The 19,912-nt window shown below is 68.0% G+C and carries 18 protein-coding genes and 3 pseudogenes; 7 read left to right on the top strand and 14 right to left on the bottom strand.

Annotation, left to right across the window (positions count from 1 at the left end; all coding sequences use genetic code 11):
- Positions 1-826: 826 nt before the first annotated feature.
- Positions 827-1,654: a glycoside hydrolase domain-containing protein gene (locus tag ACWCP2_RS06765; RefSeq protein ID WP_450907600.1), complete on the top strand. Its 828-nt coding sequence runs from the start codon at positions 827-829 to the stop codon at positions 1,652-1,654.
- Here ACWCP2_RS06765 and ACWCP2_RS06760 read toward each other — a convergent pair.
- The 4 genes and pseudogenes from ACWCP2_RS06760 to ACWCP2_RS06745 all read right to left on the bottom strand — a co-directional run bounded on the left by ACWCP2_RS06760 (position 1,644) and on the right by ACWCP2_RS06745 (position 4,331).
- Positions 1,644-2,036, bottom strand: a complete 393-nt coding sequence (locus ACWCP2_RS06760) for a VOC family protein (RefSeq protein ID WP_450907599.1) — start codon at positions 2,034-2,036, stop codon at positions 1,644-1,646. The two genes, ACWCP2_RS06765 and ACWCP2_RS06760, sit on opposite strands and share 11 nt — an antisense overlap.
- Positions 2,037-2,850: 814 nt before the next feature.
- The gene (locus tag ACWCP2_RS06755; RefSeq protein ID WP_450907598.1) at positions 2,851-3,558 is read right to left on the bottom strand and encodes an HAD family hydrolase; all 708 of its coding nucleotides are present in this window, start codon (positions 3,556-3,558) and stop codon (positions 2,851-2,853) included.
- Between the two features lie 58 nt (positions 3,559-3,616).
- Positions 3,617-4,176: pseudogene (locus ACWCP2_RS06750) on the bottom strand (transposase); the annotation flags it as partial.
- Complete coding sequence (locus ACWCP2_RS06745; protein ID WP_450907604.1) at positions 4,173-4,331, bottom strand: hypothetical protein; 159 nt, start codon at positions 4,329-4,331, stop codon at positions 4,173-4,175. The pseudogene ACWCP2_RS06750 and the gene ACWCP2_RS06745, both read right to left, overlap by 4 nt.
- Before the next feature lie 804 nt (positions 4,332-5,135).
- On the opposite strand from ACWCP2_RS06745, the gene ACWCP2_RS06740 reads away from it, so the two are divergent.
- Both ACWCP2_RS06740 and ACWCP2_RS06735 read left to right on the top strand, forming a co-directional pair.
- Entirely contained in the window at positions 5,136-5,516 is a 381-nt protein-coding gene (locus ACWCP2_RS06740) for a nuclear transport factor 2 family protein (protein WP_450907502.1), read from the top strand.
- Positions 5,516-5,938, top strand: a complete 423-nt coding sequence (locus ACWCP2_RS06735; RefSeq protein WP_450907501.1) for a nuclear transport factor 2 family protein — start codon at positions 5,516-5,518, stop codon at positions 5,936-5,938. The genes ACWCP2_RS06740 and ACWCP2_RS06735 overlap by 1 nt, the downstream gene beginning before the upstream one ends.
- A 126-nt stretch (positions 5,939-6,064) precedes the next feature.
- Here ACWCP2_RS06735 and ACWCP2_RS06730 read toward each other — a convergent pair whose 3' ends face one another.
- The 4 genes and pseudogenes from ACWCP2_RS06730 to ACWCP2_RS06715 form a co-directional block, all read right to left on the bottom strand.
- Positions 6,065-6,250, bottom strand: a complete 186-nt coding sequence (locus tag ACWCP2_RS06730; protein WP_450907500.1) for a hypothetical protein — start codon at positions 6,248-6,250, stop codon at positions 6,065-6,067.
- Positions 6,251-6,613: 363 nt separating this feature from the next.
- Positions 6,614-6,752 (bottom strand): annotated as a pseudogene (locus tag ACWCP2_RS06725) (DUF4383 domain-containing protein); the annotation flags it as partial.
- A pseudogene (locus ACWCP2_RS06720) lies at positions 6,689-6,922 on the bottom strand (hypothetical protein); the annotation flags it as partial. The pseudogenes ACWCP2_RS06720 and ACWCP2_RS06725, both read right to left, overlap by 64 nt.
- A 370-nt stretch (positions 6,923-7,292) precedes the next feature.
- Positions 7,293-7,610 carry an SH3 domain-containing protein gene (locus ACWCP2_RS06715; protein ID WP_450907499.1) on the bottom strand — a complete coding sequence of 106 codons (318 nt, stop codon included), beginning with the start codon at positions 7,608-7,610 and terminating at the stop codon, positions 7,293-7,295.
- Between the two features lie 431 nt (positions 7,611-8,041).
- On the opposite strand from ACWCP2_RS06715, the gene ACWCP2_RS06710 reads away from it, so the two are divergent.
- The 4 genes from ACWCP2_RS06710 to ACWCP2_RS06695 all read left to right on the top strand — a co-directional run bounded on the left by ACWCP2_RS06710 (position 8,042) and on the right by ACWCP2_RS06695 (position 11,620).
- Positions 8,042-8,620, top strand: a complete 579-nt coding sequence (locus tag ACWCP2_RS06710; RefSeq protein ID WP_450907498.1) for a fasciclin domain-containing protein — start codon at positions 8,042-8,044, stop codon at positions 8,618-8,620.
- 163 nt (positions 8,621-8,783) lie between these two features.
- A complete protein-coding gene (locus tag ACWCP2_RS06705; protein WP_450907497.1) occupies positions 8,784-10,376 on the top strand; it encodes a molybdopterin-dependent oxidoreductase in 1,593 nt (530 codons plus the stop codon).
- A 72-nt stretch (positions 10,377-10,448) separates the two neighbouring features.
- Positions 10,449-10,841: a hypothetical protein gene (locus ACWCP2_RS06700; protein WP_450907496.1), complete on the top strand. Its 393-nt coding sequence runs from the start codon at positions 10,449-10,451 to the stop codon at positions 10,839-10,841.
- Between the two features lie 452 nt (positions 10,842-11,293).
- Entirely contained in the window at positions 11,294-11,620 is a 327-nt protein-coding gene (locus tag ACWCP2_RS06695; protein ID WP_450907495.1) for an STAS domain-containing protein, read from the top strand.
- 614 nt (positions 11,621-12,234) lie between these two features.
- Here the strand turns inward: ACWCP2_RS06695 and ACWCP2_RS06690 are convergent.
- The 6 genes from ACWCP2_RS06690 to ACWCP2_RS06665 form a co-directional block, all read right to left on the bottom strand.
- Entirely contained in the window at positions 12,235-12,432 is a 198-nt protein-coding gene (locus tag ACWCP2_RS06690; protein ID WP_450907494.1) for a hypothetical protein, read from the bottom strand.
- A 49-nt stretch (positions 12,433-12,481) separates the two neighbouring features.
- Positions 12,482-12,865, bottom strand: a complete 384-nt coding sequence (locus tag ACWCP2_RS06685) for a hypothetical protein (RefSeq protein WP_450907493.1) — start codon at positions 12,863-12,865, stop codon at positions 12,482-12,484.
- 491 nt (positions 12,866-13,356) lie between these two features.
- On the bottom strand, positions 13,357-13,899 hold the full coding sequence (locus tag ACWCP2_RS06680; RefSeq protein WP_450907492.1) for an ATP-dependent DNA ligase: 543 nt from the start codon (positions 13,897-13,899) through the stop codon (positions 13,357-13,359).
- Between the two features lie 587 nt (positions 13,900-14,486).
- Positions 14,487-15,341 carry a hypothetical protein gene (locus ACWCP2_RS06675; RefSeq protein WP_450907491.1) on the bottom strand — a complete coding sequence of 285 codons (855 nt, stop codon included), beginning with the start codon at positions 15,339-15,341 and terminating at the stop codon, positions 14,487-14,489.
- Positions 15,342-15,420: 79 nt separating this feature from the next.
- Positions 15,421-17,757: a polymorphic toxin-type HINT domain-containing protein gene (locus tag ACWCP2_RS06670; RefSeq protein ID WP_450907490.1), complete on the bottom strand. Its 2,337-nt coding sequence runs from the start codon at positions 17,755-17,757 to the stop codon at positions 15,421-15,423.
- Between the two features lie 462 nt (positions 17,758-18,219).
- Complete coding sequence (locus ACWCP2_RS06665) at positions 18,220-19,098, bottom strand: helix-turn-helix domain-containing protein (protein ID WP_450907489.1); 879 nt, start codon at positions 19,096-19,098, stop codon at positions 18,220-18,222.
- Positions 19,099-19,912 lie beyond the last annotated feature (814 nt).

The raw sequence follows: 19,912 nt of genomic DNA, 5'->3' as shown, positions 1-19,912 counted from the left end.
CAAAATCAGGACTCTAGACGATCTTTACACCTCACATACATGCGGAATCTGTACCCGCAGGATGGAGCAAGACATTCCGAATTCTCCTTGTAGGCGCTGACCGGGGCACCTTCTGTTATTTATCGGTACTGGGAGCCACATGCACGGCCCGAAGAAAGGTGACCGGCTCGCCGTGGAGGCAGCCCACGGCGGCGGCTTCGACCACTACCAGCCGGCAGAGCCGCCCTGATGCGCTCGCCCGGCACGGTGCTGGACCTGCACCGCGTCCAGGGCCTGGTCCGGGGTCAGCGCCGCGCCCCGGCCGGGGCCTCCGTGCAGTCGACGGCTTGGACGGTCCCACAGGCGGCAGGCCCGCGGCCGCCGGCCTTCGCCACCCACTCGCTATGACTGAAGCCCGCTTGGCCGAGCTCGCCGCCACATGGAACGTCATCAGCAGCCTCCCCCTCGGAGACTGCCACCGCCCCGCCTACCAGCTCATATGACCATGTTCATCGACACCCCGGGGAAGGTGCTCCGCGTCCGCGATCTGCACGAGTATCTCGGCTTTGCCAACCGAGAGCACTCAATCGACGGCCGACGCTCTCGCCTGGGGCGCGTCGGGCCGCAAGGAACCTCTCAGGCGCTATCAGGAGCGGACGGAAACCAAGTGAAAGCAGTCCACTACAGTGCGGTCTGCTCCGCATGTGTGGAGCGTGGCGACACTGCATCGCTCCATGCGGCGACGGGCACGGCGTCAACGGCTCGACCTGCCGTTTCGCACAACCCGTTTCCCTCGGCCGGTGCACTGACCGCGGCAGACTGCCGCGTTCGTGAGATGGGGTGGGGTATGGCCAGGCATCGGCTGTCGAAGAAGCGTCTTTACATTGCTGCGGCGACCGGAGGCGCCGTAGCTGTTGCAGGGTCCGTGGTCGCGGCGCAGACCACGATGGCAGCCACGGTGTGGCCTGCACAGCAGACGTTCGCCGGTCAGGCCTTCGACACGTGCGCGGCCCCTTCTCTGGCAGCGATGAAAGCATGGAACACCGGCTTCTACGGCGGTGCCGCGGTATACATCGGGGGCGAGAACCGCGGCTGCTCCCAGCCCAACCTCACTGCGTCCTGGGTGAAGTCGGTCAACGCGATGGGCTGGAAACTCATCCCCCTCTACGTCGGCGCCCAGCCGTCGTGCCAGACCAGTGCCAACCCCGAGAAGCTCACTGCCTCGACCGCGGCGTCCCTCGGCGTCAGGGACGCCAACGACGCGGTAGCCAAGGCGGGGGCGCTCGGCATAAAGCCGGGCAGCCCGATCTTCCTGGACATGGAGCCGTACGACATCACCAACAAGGCCTGCAACGACACCGTGCTGACGTACGTGCGGTCCTTCACCAAAACGCTGCGCGCCAAGACGTACCGCGTTGGCTTCTACGGCTTCACCAGCTCCAGCGCCAAGGCCATCGCTACGGCGACCGACCGCACCGACCTGCCGGGCAACCTCTGGTACGCGCTGTGGGACAAGCAGAACACCACCACTGCCGACTGGCCGTGGAACCCCACGCAGTACACCAACCACAGCCGCGGCCACCAGTACCTGGTCAACAGCAAGGAAAGCCGCGGTGGCCACACCATCACCGTCGATCAGGACGCCTGGGACGGACCTGTCGCGATCATCGGCTGAATCCCAACACGACCAGTTCGATCTCGAAGCCGTCGTCGTTCTCCAGGTAGGCGGCATAGTGCTCCGCGCCGCCTGCGTGCGGATGCCGGTCGGGGAACATCAGATGCCAGCCGTGCCGGGTCGCCTCGGTGGCCAGCTGTTCGACTGCGGTGTCGTCTTCGACGTGAACGGCCAGATGGTTCAGCCCCGGTCTGCAGCGCTCGTGCCGGTCGGCGATGAGGCCCGGGGACTGCTCAAGGACCAGGTAGGTCGGGCCGAGCCGCCAGCTGCATCCGTTGTTCCAGCTCTGGAGGAGGGTGTAGCCCAGGGCCTCCAGCAGCCAGCTGAGAGAGGCAACCGCGCGGTCGAGGTCCGGCACCCAGAGCTCGACGTGGTGCAACATGCCGCTGGTGGGCCGGTTCACGCCGCCACCGCCTCGGAGTGCTGCGGCGCGCCCCCACCCTGGCCCCGTACACAGTGCGCGCCCACCAGTGGCATCTCACACACTGAACGCTGCCGGGCGGCACCAGGGTGTTGGACTACGGAGCCGTGCGCGGGCACCCAGGTCGCGCCTCCAGCGGCCGCCCGAGGGTTCACAAGTCCGGCCGACATGGACCCCCGATCCGTACGGTCAGCCCTCACGCGCCCCGACGTACCCCTCACCGCCCGTCCGTACCCGTCAGCACACGTCGTATCCATCGCCGCGGCCGCCGAGCGAGCATGACCCCGACCGAGTGGATGGTCCGGATCGTGGTCGAGGAGCAGGTGCGGACGTGGTTTCGACCCTCGCCTGCGGCTTCCCCGTCAGCTGCTGTTGGAGAGCGCCCCTTCCCGCCGCGACATACACCGCCCCGCGACTGGCGACGGGTGAGGCCCAGGCCGAACTATTCGGGGATCTCCAGCAGCAAAGCGCCGGCCTCCGGCCAGGCAGGAGGAACATGGACTTCGCGCAGGGTGTCGATCAGATCGGGGAACCGGCCTTCGCGGCGGGCCTGGGCGAGGTGGGAGGGCAGGTGCCGCTACATCGACGGGGTGTGCGCCAGACCCCTTCGGAGGCGATTCGGTACAAGACCTGTCGCGGCCTGAGGTGGCGGGAGCGGCCCCCGGCCCCCACGGCCAGCACCACCACCAGACCTTGGTAGGTGAAGAGATTCATGTCCGCTCAAGGCCCTGAAGGAACCGATGTAACACGGCCCAGCCATGAAAACGAGCAATTATCAATACCTATGGATGGTCGGATCGGAGTTGTGCGGGGGTGCGATGCTGGTGAGCGCCTCTATCGCATCCTGCAGGGGGAGCTCTGCAGCGGTGGCGAGGACAAGATCCGCCGCGGTGAAGTACGTTGGGTCGGCAAAGGGGTTCGGGATGGCGATGCATGAGAGCCCTGCGGCTCGGGCTGCGGCGGCACCGTGGGGTGTGTCCTCGACTGCGATCGCCTGTGCCGGGTCGAGCCCGAGGCGGTTGAGTGCGAGCAGGTAGACATCGGGTGCTGGCTTGGGCGATCGCACTTCGTTCCCGAAGGCGAGGACGCCGAACGCGTCGAGGCGATCGACTCGTGCCAGCATGCTGGTCACCCACTCCTCGGTCGAGCTGCTGGCGACTGCGCACCGCAGACCGGCATCGCGGGCTTGCGTGAGCCAGGCGTCGATGCCGTCGCGAAGGCCTAGGTTGCTGTGCAACTCGTCGCGATAGGCGAGTCGTCGGGCGTGGCTGATCTCGTAGTCGAATTCTGGGCCGACTGCCGCAGCGAGTCGTCGGTAGCGTTCAGCCGTGATGTCGCCACCGTGATCTGCGAAAAAGGTGGCCGGGTCCAGCTCACGACCATGCTGCCGCCACTCATACTGCCAGCACTCCAAGAGCGTGGTCTCGGTGTCCATGAGCAGGCCATCAAAGTCGAACACAATCGCTTCTATCTGCACCTGCATATTCAAGCAGGCCTCCAGACCAGTGCCATCGGACCCGTGCCCCTACCTGTTGAGCGGCTCAGGCCACGCCGACTTCAGGGCATTCGACGAGGTGGCCGCGCTCAAAGTGGGCTCCGGCTCGGACGAGGGCGACGAGGTGGGGTGCGTTCACGGCTCGCCAGCGGGCCTGAGCGGACTCGACGAGCTTGAACTCCATCGCCAGGGCGTCGCCTCGGAAGCCGGCACCCTGGTGACCTTGGTGACCTTGGTCCGCAGGCGGACGGTCGCGAAGGTCGACTCGATCGGGTTCGTGGTCCGCAGGTGGATCCAGTGCTTGGCGAACGCCTTCACTGCGCCGGCCGCGTGCTCCTTGTCCTCGGCGTTGTAGATGTCCTGGTTGGCCTTATTCGCCGCGGGCTGGGCCGACTTCGGCAGGCTGTCGAGGCAGTTGGCCGTTCTGTGAACCCAGCACCTCTGATGGTGGGTTCCGGGGAAGACCTGGTTCAACGCGTTCCAGAAGCGGAGGGCGCCGTCACCGACGGCGAGGACGGGAGCACGCATCCCGCGCCGCTGGCAGTCCCGCAGGAGACTCGCCCAGGATGAGGTAGGCGTCCAGTAGGCGTCCAGCTTGTCGATCAGGACGCCGGGTTGGAGAAGTCGATGTGCCTCAGTACGCGGCGGGCCAGGGCGGAGAAGAACAGCTCGATCTGGTCGAGCCAGGACGCGTACGGTGGTGTCCAGCGTGGGTGGTCGACCAGCCACTTGTTGGTTACCTCGCTGGTTCTCACGTCCATGGCGGCCACGATGGAGGCCGTGGCGTGTCGGTGGTACTCGAACCCGTATCGGGGGCAGTCGGCCGGGAGCGGGCGGCGATCGCGATCTTCTCATCAGTCGACAGCACCGCCGCCCTTGGGCTGATCGCGGTACTGACCACGCACATCAGCGGACTGCTCCCAGAAGTCGGGGCAGCGCAAGAGAAAGCGGAGCCGTTCTGCTCGCTGGGATTCTTACGCTTCCGTTCGGCGGCTCTCCAGCGCGGAGAGACGCGGTATCCAGTCTGCGGATTCCCTGGCCGCCGGACATGACGTGGTGCCCAATCGTTCAGCCAGGAGATGAGGTCCACGGCGTATGTGTCGAGGCCTGCCTCCCGCAGGAATCTCACCCAGCAGCGAACGGTCACCAGGTGCGGGAGCGCCGGATCCGTCGGCGTGATCCGGGTGCTTCTTCCGTGCCGCCGAGGCGGTGTCCCCGATGATGGGGCCGACGCCCCCGTCGATGTTGCTGACGGCCCGGAGGACGTTCGACTCCCTGACGTGGGACCTTCGCGGCATACACATCGAACGTTGAACGGGTAGCGTTGAGGGTGCGGCAGGAGATCACCACTGGATAGCGGCAGATCCTGGCGTACGTCCCCCGCGGGGGACGGCAAGAGAAAGTATGACTAGCGTTGGCGTGCCATGCCCGGCCGCCTGTGTAAACGTGTGGGCGCATCCAGTAGAAAAATCCTGGATTCCCGGTCATTGCCATGTCCTCTTGCCTGTCAAGTTCAAGGCTCCGCATTCCGGGAATCCGAAATCCCAGGAATCGGAGCTCTTTCCATGTCTGACATCGAGCGCAACAAGCAGGTCGTCGTCGACTACTACCAGACGGCCTTCAGCGGCAACCCCCAGAAGGCGATCGAGGACCACTTCGGCGACCGCTACATCCAGCACAACCCGGACGCGGCCGACGGCCCGGAGGCGTTCATCGGCTTCGTGACCTGGCTGCGCGGCGAATACCCGGACCTGCAGCTGGACATCAAGCGCGTCATCGCCGAAGGCGACATGGTCGTCACCCACTCCCACCTGATCCTCAAGCCTGGCGAGCCCGGCCGCGCCCTGGCCGACTACTTCCGCCTGGAAGACGGCAAGGTCGTCGAGCACTGGGACGTCATCCAGGACGTACCGGCCCAGTCCGCCAACCCCAACGGCATGTTCTGATGCCCACCCAGCCCCCTGCGTCAAGCCTCGCGGAAGCCCCCGCCGACGTCGTACGCCGGCAGTATGCGGCATCCGCCACCGGGAACCTGGACCTGTGGCGTACCACGGTGGCCCCCGACGTCGAGTGGATCGAAGCGGCCGGATTCCCCCTGGCGGGCACCTACCGCACGCCCGCCGGCGTGATCAGCGGCGTGTTCGAGCCGTTGGCTGCCGCCTGGGACGACTGGATCACCCACGACGATGCCTACCTCAGTGACGGCGAACGCGTCATCGTGCTCGGCCGCTACAGCGCCGTCAACAAGGCCACCGGCAAGGCCATGTGCGTCCGGGTCGCACACAGCTTCATCGTGCGCGCCGGGAAGATCGTGCGCTTCGAGCAGATCGTCGACTCCGCCGGCGTCCGCGCAGCCATGACCACCTGACGTCACCTCACACTGCAGGCGCCATCGCCACAATCATGACGATGGCGCCTGCAGCTACCCACCCCGGGACCTCTGCACAGGTCAGCGGGAACCACCCCCCGGGTGGCTCCCGCCGCTGCCGCCATGTCAGAGGAGGATGCCGAGCCCGAGGCCCAGGCCGATCCCTCCACCGTAGTAGCCGGGATGGCCGTACCCGTTGTGGTCGTAACCGTGTGCGTAGTCCTTGTGGTCGCCGTGGTCGGCGAGCATCCGGGCAGGAGCCGGGGTGGCGGCGGCCATACCGGTAGTCGGGACCAGAATGGCGGCCGTCATGCAGGCAAGTGAGAGGCCGCGGGCAATGAGCTTCATCGTCAAACCCTTCAGTCATTGAAGAACACGACCCGGCCGACGCTAGGACCGTCGTACGACCACCGCCTGCTGAGCGGCGCACCTGAGCGAGCATGGTCCTCTTGCTCACGCGCATCGTCAGTGTTAACGGTCCGGCCGCATTGGTCGGCCTGTTTGAGCGGGCCGTCCCCAGCAGGCTCACAGCGCAATGGGCCGCTTGTGGTCCCCCGGCCATCGTGTCATCTCTCGCAGAGCCCGAATTCAACCTTGTTCCATCAGGGATGCCGGCCGGAGGCGCGGTTCCCGACTGAGGTCGCCCTGCCCGGGTTCGGGAGGGCGTCAGAGGCGGGGGTGGCGGGAGCGCGAGTACGGGTTGTCGTGCGGGAGGGATCCCGCTGACGCGCCCATACATGCCGAAGGTCATCAGCAGCAGGCCGGTGACGAAGCTGAAGTGGACGTTCTGAAGGCGGAACGCGAACCCGTTGAAGCCAAGGCCCGTTCGAGGTGGGGGCGCGTGGTGGAGCCGTCCTTGCCGTAGCCGCCCATCTGGTGGGGACTCAGCCCACCCCCCGGGAAGTCCACGGGCCGGCGCACCTCGTGCTGCTCGCGCACCTCGTAGACGGCCCCGCCGGCCGGGAAGTGTGGCTGGATGTCCGGCGTAGGCGGAGGGGATCATGCGCCCGGACGTTCGCCCCCAGGGTAGACGCGCCGACCAGGACGGCGACGACAAGGAGTCCTACGATCAGGAACCATCCCGCGTAAATCTGATGACGTGCGGAGACCTGTTGGAACCTGGCGCGCACCCCGGTAGCCCGGTGGCGGACAAGGCCGTGACCAGGACCAGTTCGGCCAGGCATGTGTACGCGAAGCCGGAGAGCGACATTTAGTAGTCGAGCGTCGGACCCGGGATAAGTACGCCCCTGCCCATGCCTGGGCCGCGCCTTCGGGTGCGGCCCAGCTGTGCGGGACTCGTCCGAGTAGGCCACGCCAGCGGAATGCCTCCCGGTCCAAGCCGCCCGACCCGCACTCAGCAGTACTGGACCCACTCGTGCGCGTGGACGTAGCGGGCGTCGACCCAGCCCGCGCCGCCGGCCAGGTGGTACCAGCCATCCTGCTGGCATGCCAGCTTCACGTGACTGCCCGGAGCAAGACTCCACACCACGTGTGAATGCGTCCAAGGGTGCTGGCGGACGTTGAGTTCGATCCTCGACGTCACCGTTCCCGCGACGCTGTGGTCATGATGGTGCGACTGCGGAGCCGCCCCCGCGGCCCCCGCGCCTGCCACACCGAAGCCGGCAGCGAGAGCCACCGCGGCAAGACCGCGACCGATCCTTCGTGCTCCCATGAGTGCACTTCCTCTGGTTCATCCCCCGCGTCCCCGCGCCCCGGAACCTTGTGGGATTCGGCGCCACAAGCTCATGGCTTGTGCCTCCACCCAGTGATTCGAAGACACGACCCGAGCGGATTGGAAGAAAATACCCGGGGCTTTAGGGCCGACGGCCAGATTCCCGCTCGTGCCCTGTATCCAGCCGCTCAGCGGGGTGTGCCTCGACGCTTTACGAGAACCACTGACGTATAGCGGTGTTTGCTCCGGAAGCGACCGGGCAGGTGCCGTATGACGTGTGGCGGGACCAGCCGACCTCCGGGCGGCCAGGAGCACTCGGCCGGATCTTTCTCCGGCATCTCCTTTCCCCACCACCAGCCGATCCGGCAGCCGCGACGCCCTCGATGCGCATCGCCCCCGGAGAGCCGCCTCCCAGAGGAGGAACACCCCTCATGTCCAGCATCCGCATCCGTCGCTCCGCCATGGCCGCGGCAGCCGCGTTCATCCTGCCCATCACCTTGGGTGTGGCCGCCCCCGCTTTCGCCGACACCCCGAAGGCCGACCCCTTCGGCCCTGCCTGTGCGTCCGTCCCCAAGGAAGGCTCCGGCAGCCTCGCCGGCATGGCCAAGGACCCCGTCGCAACGGCCGCATCCAACAACCCCGCTCTGTCTACGCTCGTCACGGCCGTGAAGAAGGCCGGGCTCGTCGACACCCTGAACAACGCCAAGAACATCACCGTGTTCGCGCCCAGCAACGATGCCTTCAAGAAGATCCCGAAGGCCGATCTCGACAAGCTCCTCGCCGACAAGGCCCAGCTGACGAAGGTCCTCACGTACCACGTGGTCGGTGAGAAGATCACCCCGAAGCAGCTGGCGGACGGATCGTTCACCACCCTGCAAGGCGGCAAGCTGACCACCTACGGCTCCGGTGAAAAGTTCGAGGTCAACGACACCGCGAAGATCGTCTGTGGTGACGTCCAGACCGCCAACGCCACCGTCAACATCATCGACACCGTCCTCACCCCGAAGTAACGGATCACGATCCCATCAGGGCGAACCCCAGCCTCCCCCAGCAGCCAGGCAGCCGTGCGGTCGACCGCACGGCCTGCAGGGCACGGGGAGGCGGACTCTGCCGATGGAATCCTCAGCCGACGGCCACAGGATCACCGGCCGCCGATGATTTTCGGGTCGAATCATGGACGTGACAACCTCTCCGAAGTGGTGGGTGCGACTCCCCCTCGCCGCGCTCAGCGGTCTCCTGGCGGGTTACGCGGCCCTGGCCGTCGCTGAACTCGTCTCTGCTGCGGTGCGACCCCAGGCCGGGCCGCTCACCGCGGTCGGGGGTGCCGCAATCGACCGGACGCCCGCGCCCGTCAAGGACTTCGCGATCCGGCACTTCGGCGAGAACGACAAGCTGGTCCTCCAGCTGGGCATCCTGACCACCATCGCCGCCCTGGCGATCATGATCGGGCTGATCGCACTGCGCTACCGGCGGGCCGGATCCGCAGGCATCCTGCTCTTCGGCATCATCGGCTCCGGCGCCGCGATCACCCGACCCGACTCCACCGGCATCACCGATGGCCTGCCCTCCATCGTCGGAGCGATCGCCGGAGCCTGCCTCCTGTACGGACTGATCGGGCGCCTCACCACGGGGCGCAAGCAGACCAGCCCGCCCGGAGACCACCAGGCCGGAAAGGGCTGGGACCGGCGCGGCTTCCTCATCGCCGCTACCACCGCCGCCCTCGCCTCCACCGGCGCAGGCGCTCTCGGGCGCTCACTCAACGGCATGCGCGGCCACAACGCCGTCGCCTCACGCGGAGCCGTCCGCATCCCACCACCCGGCTCGCCTGCCGCCGCGATCCCGGCCGGGGCGCAACTCAAGATTCCCGGGATCAGCCCGTTCGTCACACCGAACAACGACTTCTACCGGGTCGACACCGCCCTCATGGTCCCGAAAGTAGATGCCACCACATGGCGGCTGAGAATCCACGGCAAGGGCGTCACCCGACCTCTCGCCCTGAGCTTCGAAGACCTCCTCGGCCGCGAGCTGATCGAACGGGACATCACCTTGACCTGTGTCTCCAACGAGGTGGGCGGCCCCTACGCCGGCAACGCCCGCTGGATCGGCGTACGCCTCGCCGACATCCTCCGCGAAGCAGGGGTGAAAGCGCCATCCCAGGGCGGCATCGCGGATCAGCTGGTGGCCCGCTCGGTGGACGGCATGACCCTGGGCACCCCCGTCGAGACGGTCATGGACGGCCGCGACGCCATGCTCGCCGTCGGCATGAACGGCCAGCCCCTCCCCTTCACCCACGGCTTCCCCGTCCGGATGGTCGTTCCGGGCCTGTACGGCTACGTATCTGCCTGCAAATGGATCCAGGACATCGAGCTGACCACCTTCGCCTCCTACAACCCGTACTGGGTGAAGCGAGGCTGGGCCAAGAAGGGCCCCATCAAAACCGAATCCCGCATCGACACCCCCAAGCCCTTCGCACGCCCCGAGGCCGGCACCGTGATGATCGCCGGAGTCGCCTGGGCCCAGCACCGCGGCATCGGAAAGGTGGAGGTCCGCATCGACGACGGACCCTGGAAGGCCGCCGACCTCGCCGCCCAGGACACCACCGACACCTGGCGCCAATGGTCCTACCCCTGGAAAGCCACCCCCGGCCCCCACACCCTCACCGTCCGGGCCACCGACCAGACCGGCCAGACCCAAACCGAGAAGCGCACCAAAACCATCCCCGACGGCGCCAGCGGCTGGCACTCCGTCGTCATCACCGTCGAATAGGAACCGGGCCACCCCTCCGCAGAGCGCGGACAGGGCATCCCCCCAGCGCAGGAGAGACAGGCAGGCCAAGCCATGGCTAAGAAGCCGAAGTCATCCCAGCCCACGCATGGCGAGGGCCCCAGCCCGCACAAGGGCACCGCACAGCACGGCTGGTCTCCCGACATCGACGAGACCCACCAGCAGGACAACCCGAGCGCCCACCGCTCGTTCCACCCCGACCAGTACGCCCCCGCCAAGGGCCCCGGCCGCACGATCTCCAAGGAGGAAGCCGGAAACCCGCATGGCCGCCCCGTGAAGAGCACGGGCAGTCACGGTGAGGACCAGAGCACGGCAGGCAGCGACGAAAAAGGCATGCACGACACCGGCCCGAGGGGCCGCTCCCGGCGCCCCAGCGGAACCAAGGACGCATCCGCCTCCACCGGTATTGACCCCCAGGACCCGCCCGGGACCCGCAGCGCCGGCTGACCTTCCAGTCTTGGCTCCAGGCGCACGGCGAGAATGACGACGTCGTCTGCCGGGGCGGGTCCGCCACCTCCTTGGTGATTTGGCCGATCAGTTCGGGAAGCGGCCTGCCCCCGAAGCGGGCCAGCAGCGTGGAGAGCTGCAGGCGGCAACCTCCACATGGTGTCCCCGGCGTTCGATCAGCCCGTCGTGCAGAGCAACAGCGTTGAGCCCGTTAGAAGTTCGAGCCGGTGTTCAGCGCGGAGCACAGGCCCGATCGACGGGTGGAACAGAATGCCGTGCTCTTCCAGCATGGTCACCCTGCCGTCGGAAGTACTAGCTGACGCCCGCATGCCTCCGGCATACCCAAACGCGTCTGCCTCCACGTAGCCTTTCTCAGTGATCGTCACGTCTGAAGCGACGACACACCGACCATGGGGACCTCACCTCCCCAACAACCGACACCAGGGGCCCCCATGGAACAGCGCGTCACCGTGCTGCCCGACATCGACGGCATCCGGGTGATCGCCTGCACCGGCGAATACGACGAAGACACCCTCGGGCCCCTGCGCGAAGCCCTCGCCCGAGCCGGCACCGACCGCGTGCCCAGGATCGTCCTGGACCTCGGCGGCGTCACCTTCGCGGACTCCTCCATGCTCAACGAACTGATCCGCGTCCACACCACTCACGCCCTGGTCCTGGCCGGCCCTCTGCCGTCGCAGCTGACCCGGCTGTTCGAGGTGACTTCCGCGGACCAGATCTTCACCATCGTCGACAGCATCGAGGCCGCCCGCGCCCTATGAACCCGATACCGCTCCGAGACCGGGACAGTGGGCATGGCAGGCAGGGCCGGGAACCGGTTCTAGATCCCGTCGGCGGGTGCGGTCAGGGGGAGGTAGGCGGTGATCGTCTTTCCCGTGTCGCGGACGCTGATCCCGGTACGGGTGGCCATCTTGCTGACCAGGAGCCAGCCGAAGCCGCCCGGGACGCTGACCGGTGTCCCGGGCGAGCGGGGCAGGCGCGGGGTACGACACCGCCCAGACCGACGCCCACCTCGCCAGCCACCCGATCCCGCCACTCCCCCAGGACCCCCACGGGCAAGGGCTGCTGAGTGACTCCGAGGTCGCCACCGTCACCGGACTTCCACCTGGACGTCACCGCTGAACGGATTCCCCAGGGGTCGAACTGCACGGACGGTGGTGGTGGACCCGCGAGGCCGCCGAAGCCCGCACCACCTGACGCCGGCCCCCCAACACGTGCGGGCCCGTGCCCCCTTCAAGAGGGCACGGGCCCGCACGTCCTCCTTGCTCCGGTCCGTCCCGGACGTCACAGCAGCCCTGTGTGTCAGACCCTCGCGGGGCAGGCTCCGAACGTCCTCGGTCCCGGTCAGCCCGGTCCCAACGCCTGTACGCGCGCCCTAGTTCCCGGACAGACGGGCGGCGAACTTCGCGACCACCCCGCCGGCCCGGACCCGCCACACGGCAACCTTCGGGGCCCAGTACGCCCGGACCAGCCCCACCAGCGGGGGCCCTGCGGCCACCAGACCGACCGCCCCCACACCCCCGAGGACGGGGTGGTCCGCCGCCATCGTCACGGCCGTCTCAACGATGTGCATCAACGTGCTCTCCAGATCGAAAAGGGGCGCAGCGGCGCCCGATCGGAGATCAGGCAGCCAGCACCCAGGAAGGGAAGGAGGCCCCAGAGGGGCCGGCGAGGTCGAGCTGGAGAGCCCGTAGGGATCCGCGCGGGACCCGGGGAGAGGCCATGCGGATCACGCCGCACGGCGAGGAAGCCAGCGGCGGCACGTGGTCGGCGTACTCGTACGCGATCGGGAGCAGGCGCTGCCGGATGATGCGCAGCAGGTCGGCCCGCCATACCGCGACCAGGTCAGCGACAGCCTCGATGCCGTGCCGGTAGGCGTCCGGGCCGGAAGCCTGCGCCTTGACCAGGATGGTGTGGAGCGCCTTGAACGCGATCTGGGTGATCTCGTCGGCATCGTCGAAAACCAGCGGCCGCAGCCCCGCCGACAGCGCGTACGCCCCGAACACCTCCGGAGCGGAAGCCTTCCTCCGGGACTGGCGGCTCCGGAACTTCCACCTGAGGCGATCGGCCTGCCGGGGGTCGGGCGCCGTGCCGAAAGCCTCGCCCAACAACCTCTCGAAAGCACCATCATCGTTCTGGACCGCGCGACGGTGAAGGTGGGGCTCAAGCCCGACAAGACGGAGCATGCGCCGCCACAGCTTGGCCAGCTGCGGAACCTGGTCGAGAGGTAGTTCGCGCTCGCGGTCGCGTGTCCGCAACACAGAACTACGCCCCTTGAACCTGCCCTCGTATGACCTGGGGAGCGCACCGGAAAGGGGCGCGCCCGGCGCCCTCCCGATCTCCTGCTCTCCCATCGTCACGCCCCCAAGGGTACCGGCACCGGGACCGGGGCCGCGCCGGCATGGGCCTCAACTCCGGTCATCTGCAAGGCCTGAGCTGCACCAGCCACGCGTGGACCGGAACCCACCAGCACACCCCGCACCGGCGGATTCGACGGTCAGCCCGTCGCCGCGGCCGGACCCGGGCCGAACCGGGGCACATCCTCGGCCGTGACGTCCGGGCGCAGCTGCTTGAACCGGAGCGGGTGACGGAAGACTCCGCCCCGGTCGATGGACCGTTCAGCGCTGACCTCAGCCACCGCCTCCGAGCGGAGCAGGACCGCATCGAGGACGTCGCGGGACCCCCACGCCGCGGCGAAGCGCACCCCCGTCCACGGGTGCCCGGGACCGGCGGCGGTCAGGTGCTCCGCGACCAGGCGGGCCTGCTCCGGGCGCAGCGCGACCGTGCGGCCCACCGCCCGCAGGCGGCCGGTGTCGTCCCGGCGGCCGAGGACGAGGAGCTGCGGGCGGGTCAGGGTGCCGGTGACGGCGCCGATGACCGCCTCGGTGGTGTCCCGCCTCCTGATCTTGGTCCAGCCACGGCAATTCGGGAAATATTTACTGTTCAGGGGCTTGATGACCAGGCCTCCGACGCCTGATACGCCGGTCCAGGCCTCCAGCCATTCCCGTGCCGTCGCAAGGTCGGTGGTCTGCGGGCACAAGGTCCACGGGGCGGTCAGCGCCCGGGGACGCGAACAGCACCTCCAGCCGCCGGCGGCGCTCCCGGTACGGCAGGGGGACCAGCTCGACACCGTCAGCTTGCAGAACGTCGAACGCCGAAGCGCGCGGTTCCGAGATCCTGAACGTGGTGAAGCCTGAACCCGCGTGCCCGTTAATGGCTGAGGCGATCCCGCGCGCAGGCCCCGGTGAAGCCGGTGGGATTTACTTTCCGAGCGTTCGCCGCCGATCCAACAACCCTGCGAGCCAATACACCTGACGCATTGTCCACGACCATTCACCGGGTCGGGTGGCAGGGCTGGTCAGCGTTCGGGGCAGGGGTCCTGCAGCTATTTGCGAGAGCCGGCGAAGACCTCCGGAACGCGCCCGAATTCCCCCGAACGGTCTTGTGTAGGTTCTGACAAAACTCCTGTGTTCTCACAGGGAGTCCCTGGGCCTCGTCGTCCGAGAGACTCGCAAGCACCCATTAGCCTCGAAGCTCCCTGGCCTCGCGACCGAACTCCCCCAGGACTCACCGGGTCATCATCAACCGCCGAGCTGCACAGACTGCAGTCTTGTGGCTCTCGGCGCGTCAGGACCAGTCGACGCGGCGGCCGTCGCGTTCAAAGGTCTCCTCGACGGCGGGCCAGTCCTCAATCCATTCGGCGCGGACGTCGACCGTGATGTCCGGGTCGCTTGCCACTCGTATCATCACGCCCGTGGCCTCCGGGCCCTCCTCCGGCCACCCGAGGTCGGCCACGCGGTCGACACGCAGGTACTTGCCGGTGTCGTGGCCCTCGACGATGCAGCCGACGACGCCATAGTGGGGCACGGCGTTCGCGTGCTTGGCGAGGACGATGGAGCGGTCGACGGTCGCGGTCACGCGTAGGGTGGGGATCTGGCGCCAGGCGGCTGCGACGGCCATGTAGTACCGGCCGTCCTCGGCGGCGGTCGCACGGAGCGCGGGCAGGTCCGGCAAGGTGCCGGCCTCGATGGCCCGGACGTCGCGCTCCTGCGTCGCCAACTCCCGGGCGGCCAAGGCCCGGCCCGCCCGCTCTCCCAGCCCGGCCGTGAACTCTGCGGCCGCCAGTGCGATCTGCATCGCGCCCGTCGGGTCACCCCAAAGTAGTACCCCGAGCGCGGAGTGCACCAGGTCGCCGGCCTCGGCGGAGACCGAGTCGAGGTCGCCGTCGTCGTCCGGCATTTCGTCCAAGAGCCCCTGCAGCTCGTTGTAGACAGCGCTCACCTGCGCGTTGTCCACCGGCCCAGGCGCCCACAACAGGTCCAGGGCCCGGAGCCAGGGCTCGGGCGCAGCCTGTCCCGTGGAATTGGCGAGAGCCCAGAGGAGGACGGCCCCAGTGCGCTCCGCACAAGCCGCCACGAAGGCCCCGGCCTGCTCGGAGGAGGCCGAGAAGGCGAAGCCTGCCACGTTCTCCGACAACTCCACGTCGCTCACTTCTCTCCCACTTCCATCCTCGAGGTCTGCCGGGGGCAGTCTAAGACGACTGCCCCCGGCCACTGACCAACTATTTCTTGCTGGGTAGAGCTCCGGCGTCCGGGAACCAGAAGGTCCTCACACCGCTGCCCTTGCCGGGCGTCACATCGCCATCGACCTTGCCGCCGCCCCCGTTGATCAGCGGCTTGCAGGTCTCCAGGCAAACGTTCCTCGATGCGCCGCCGGCGATCGGCTGACCGCCCAGTTTCTCGACATACAGCAGGATCTTCTGCTCGGCGTGCGAGGCGCCCTTGAAGTTCATCAGGACAGGCACGTGACCGTTGGCCCTCGCCGCCTCGATCTGCGCCGCGGACAGCCTCTTACCGTTGCCGCTCAGCGCGACGAAGGTGCGTTCCTCCCACTGCTCCGTCTTGGGGTTCTTGATGCGGGCCTGGATCACCGCCGTCGTGTAGTCCTTCTCGGCGAACTCCTTCGCCTTCTTCCCTGCATCGTCCTCAGCTTTTTTGATCTCATCCTCGGACTTTCCTTCCTTCTTGGCCTGCTCCCGCGCCTTCTTCCGCGCCTCGTCGGCCTTCTCCTTGATGAGCACGTTCTGGTAGTCGGATGCGGACTTCGCGCTGTCCTTTGCCAAGTCCTTCATCTGGGCTTCGGTGCGCGCCTTCGCCTTGTTGCAGTCGTTGTTGTGCACGAGGACGCTCGTGGCACTGCCAGCGACGCCGACGTAGTAGCTGTGCAGATCGGCGACCGTCAGATCGTGCGTAGTCTGACGCTGACTGGACCGGTCGACCTTCGAAACGGTCAGGGTGGCGCCAGAAGGTACGCGGAGCAGGTCACCGGCCTCGATCTCACCGGCGTCGGTCCAGCGGCGCTCGTTGACCAGCCAGAACGGGTGCGTGTCCGTGGCGGTGATCGTGCCGGCGGCCGTCGTTAGACGGGTGAAGTCCTTGTCGTCGTACGTGGTGAACGTTCGCGTGACCGTGCGCAGGGTTGTCAGACCGGTGACCGGATCAGTCGCGAGGACCTCGTCGCCGAAATGGATGGACTCGATCGGGACGGACCGACCGTCAGCGGCGAGGACCGGGGTGCCGGGCGGGAAACTGTGCGGCTTGGCGCAGGCCGCGGCGGCGTCCCGTTCCGACTTCGCCTGGTTGGCGAGTTTCTCCGCCTCAACCTTGGCCAGGGCGCGGGCGTCGATGAGGGTGTGGGCGCGCAGTGGGTAGCTGAGGCTGACCTTGCAGCGGCACGCATCGGCGTCGGCTTGGGCTTGCGCCTGGACGCGGGCCGCGACCGAAGCGTAGAGCGGTCCGGCTCCCGGGTTGGAGCACTTCAGGGTGGCCGAGACGTTGTGACCCCGAACGGGGAAGGTGCTCTGTGGGCTGGTGCACTCGCCGGCGGGTTTGCCGTCGATCGTGAACGTGGCGCTCATCACCGCGGTGACCTCGCCCTTGGTTACTCGTTCCCTTCGGGCGATGGAGCTGACCTCGCCGGTGAAGTTCTGGGTGGCGGTGCAGCCCTCCGGGCTGCAGTCCATCTCGCCCGCACCGTCGAGGGTGAAGTTGATGCCGTGGTCGGTGGCGTCCTTGAGCTGGTCGGCGTACTCGACCAGGGTGTCGAACATCTTGTCGGCGGCGTCGGCGAAGATCGGGGTCAGGTCCATTCCTTCGCCGTCGCCGGCCGCCAGCGGACCGGTGGTCACCTTGGGGGGAGTTGTCGGCGCCTCTCCCTTCTCCAATTGGTCCCTCAGGTCGGCGAGGTTTTCTCGGAGGTCGTAGGCCTCCAGCCGCAGCACTCGGTGTGGCTCTTCCTTCGTCACCAGCAGACGACCGGCCGAGGTGTTGATGCCGAGCGCGGGCGTTCCGTTCACGCTCAGCGACTGCTGCCCAGATGTGCTCGACGTCCTCCACTCGCTCGCCGCCGGCGGTGACTTCTCCAAGTCGGCCAGGGCCTTGTCCAGCACATCCGCCAGCATCGGCGGGGCGATGGTCCGGGCCAGCGCTTCGTTCGTGAGCGTGGAGCCGTCGTCCAGCCCCACGGTCCACTCGCTGGGTGGAGCGTTGTCGCCCGCCTTTACGGCTTTGTTGGGGGCGGGATCGACCTGCCAGCGCATGAACGTCTTGTCGCCGATGCGCAGGACGTCCCGGCCGTTGTCGTTCCGGCCGGAGGAGGTGGTGCCGAAGCGGCTGCCGGCGGCGGTGGCGGTGATCTCGTTCTCAGTGATGCCGAGGGCCGAGGTGTCCTTGTAGCGCAGGCCAGGAGCGACTGCCAGGTCGTCAACAGCTTCCCTGAACGGCTCGAGGTTCCGCTGAACCGTCTGCGCCTCATCGGAGTCGGAGGACGAGGACGTCAAAGACAGGACTCCGGCTACCAGCGCCAGGATGACCAGACCGACCAGGCCAACCAGTGACACCCGTTGGCGTCCAGTCAGAGCATGGAACCGCGCGAGCCACGCGCTACGGATCGGTCGGCCGACGGGCATCGGAGGCTGGGCGGGAGCCGCGGGCGCGGTCGCCCCGCTCGGATTGGCCGCGAGCGCCTGCGAGGAGTCCGGAAGGGGCGTCGGGCCAACGGGAGGTGGCCGCGTGTCAGACATCGAAGGCACCTCCGATGCTGGTGTCGTTCTAGGCTCGTCCCCCCGGGGGCCGAGAAAAGGTTCTTCGCCGCCTGACTTCTGTTCGGCCATGACTCCCCCTCATGCGCATCCATGACGTACTAGCCCAGGAGCCCGGAGACTGGTCACCGTGGCAGCCGAATCCGGACAGCTGGACCCAGCTGCCCATGGGTACGGGTCCTGTGTGCCCGCCTGGACGCGATCGCTTCGACGAACGTAGTGGCGAGCGGACGGGGTCGGCTTGGACGAATGTGACCCGTCCTAGAAGGCGAGGGCCTCGTCCACCGGGCGGCTGGTCGTCGCCATCCGGCCGGGAGTGAGGCCCGCCAGGGCCCGGAACTCCCGTGTGAGGTGGGCCTGGTCGTAGAAGCCACAGGTGGCGGCGAGTGCGGCGAGATCCACGGGTCCGCGGGCGAGCAGCTTCGCGGCGTGGCGGAACCGGAGGACCCGGGCCGATGTCTTCGGGGTGAGCCCGACCTGTTCGGTGAACCGGCGGACCAGGTAGCTGCGGCTCCACCCCACCTCGTCGGCCAGTCGGGCGATGGGGAGCGAACCGGCCGAGCCGGAGAGCAGGCACCACGCGTGCTGGACCTCGGGTGCGGGCTCCGGGCCGCGCTCGAGCCGGGCCAGCAGCACGGCATCGAGCAGGTCGAACCTGGCGGCCCAGCCACGGTCGGCGGCCAGCCGCTCCACCAGCACAGCGGTCCCGGGGCCCAGGACGTCGTCCAACCCGACCACGAGGTTGGTCAGCTCGCGCATGGGAACGGCGAGCAGGCGGTAGGCGCCGAGCGGGGTGAACTCCAGCCGGATCACCTCCTGCCGGCCACCGGGATGCGCGCACCACGCGGGCCGGTCCTCCATGCCGACGACTGCCGAACCGATCCGGCCGGTGCCCGAGCCCGGCATTCCGAGGCGGCGGATCTGGCTGAACGGCTCGGCCAAGCTGATGTTGAGTATGACCCGGCCGGTCGGAACCATCCGGACCTGGTAGGGGGGAGCCAGGTGGGAGTAGCCGACGCGGCCGCGCAGATAGGGCTTCAGTCCGGGGTGCGGGGGGCGGGTGACGCGCCTCAGCCCGCCGGTGTCCAGGACCGTGACGTCCTGACCCGTCCCGTCATCACGTTCGACCTCACGGCCCACCAGACACCCCTTCGCCCGGGAACCCGCGTTCATCCTTCCCGGAGTGGCAGGGAACTGTCCGGCGGATCCTGCAACTGGCTACTTGTCGGCTGTTTCTGGCCGGGTGCGGCCGGTCCCGGGGCGGCCCGACCCGCAGGATCCACCTCGCCGCCCAGTACCAGCTGCAATACGCCTAGCCCGCAGGCCAAAGCGAGTTCGGCCTTCCGTCATCGCCCATGTGCGCCCGCTGCCAGATCTCGTTCCAGTTAAACGGGGTCTCCGGCACGAAGCGGTGACGCTGCCCGCACGGACATGGCGCCAGCAACCACGCGCAGCCACGGCACAACTCGACCCAACCGTGCCCGGTCGAGCTCAGCACTCGCGGTCCCTCGTCCCCACAAGCTGGGCAGCCAGGCGGCTCGGGATCGTCCAGAATCGCGTTCTGCCGCCGTACGTACTCGGACAGGCGCAGCGACGGGTGACGAAACGGGGCTTCGAACCAGGCACGGTCGGGGCTTTCCCACCGGTTCCGTAGCCACCACGGCCGAGGGTTCGCACAGCCCGGCGCCCAGCCTGCTTCTCCGCCCGGCGTTGCTCGGCGTAGTGGTCTGCCCGCACGAGCCACAGCACCCGCGCCTCGTGCAGTTCCTCCACGGCCCGTACCAGCGCGTCGGGGTCCGCCTCTAGCCGGCGGGGGATCGCGGGGCTGAGCGTGAGGTGGTGGTACGTCGTCCGCAGACCATAAGGGGCGAAAGCGGTGAGGCAGGTGCGCAGCGCGCTGTGCCGCCGGTGGAGGGGGAGCCCGGCGTCGTGCACGTGCGCTCGGTGGGTCAGG

Source organism: Streptomyces sp. NPDC002104 (genome assembly GCF_053593795.1).
Note: the sequence above shows the minus strand (reverse complement) of the source record. Positions and strands in the feature narration are given on the sequence as shown.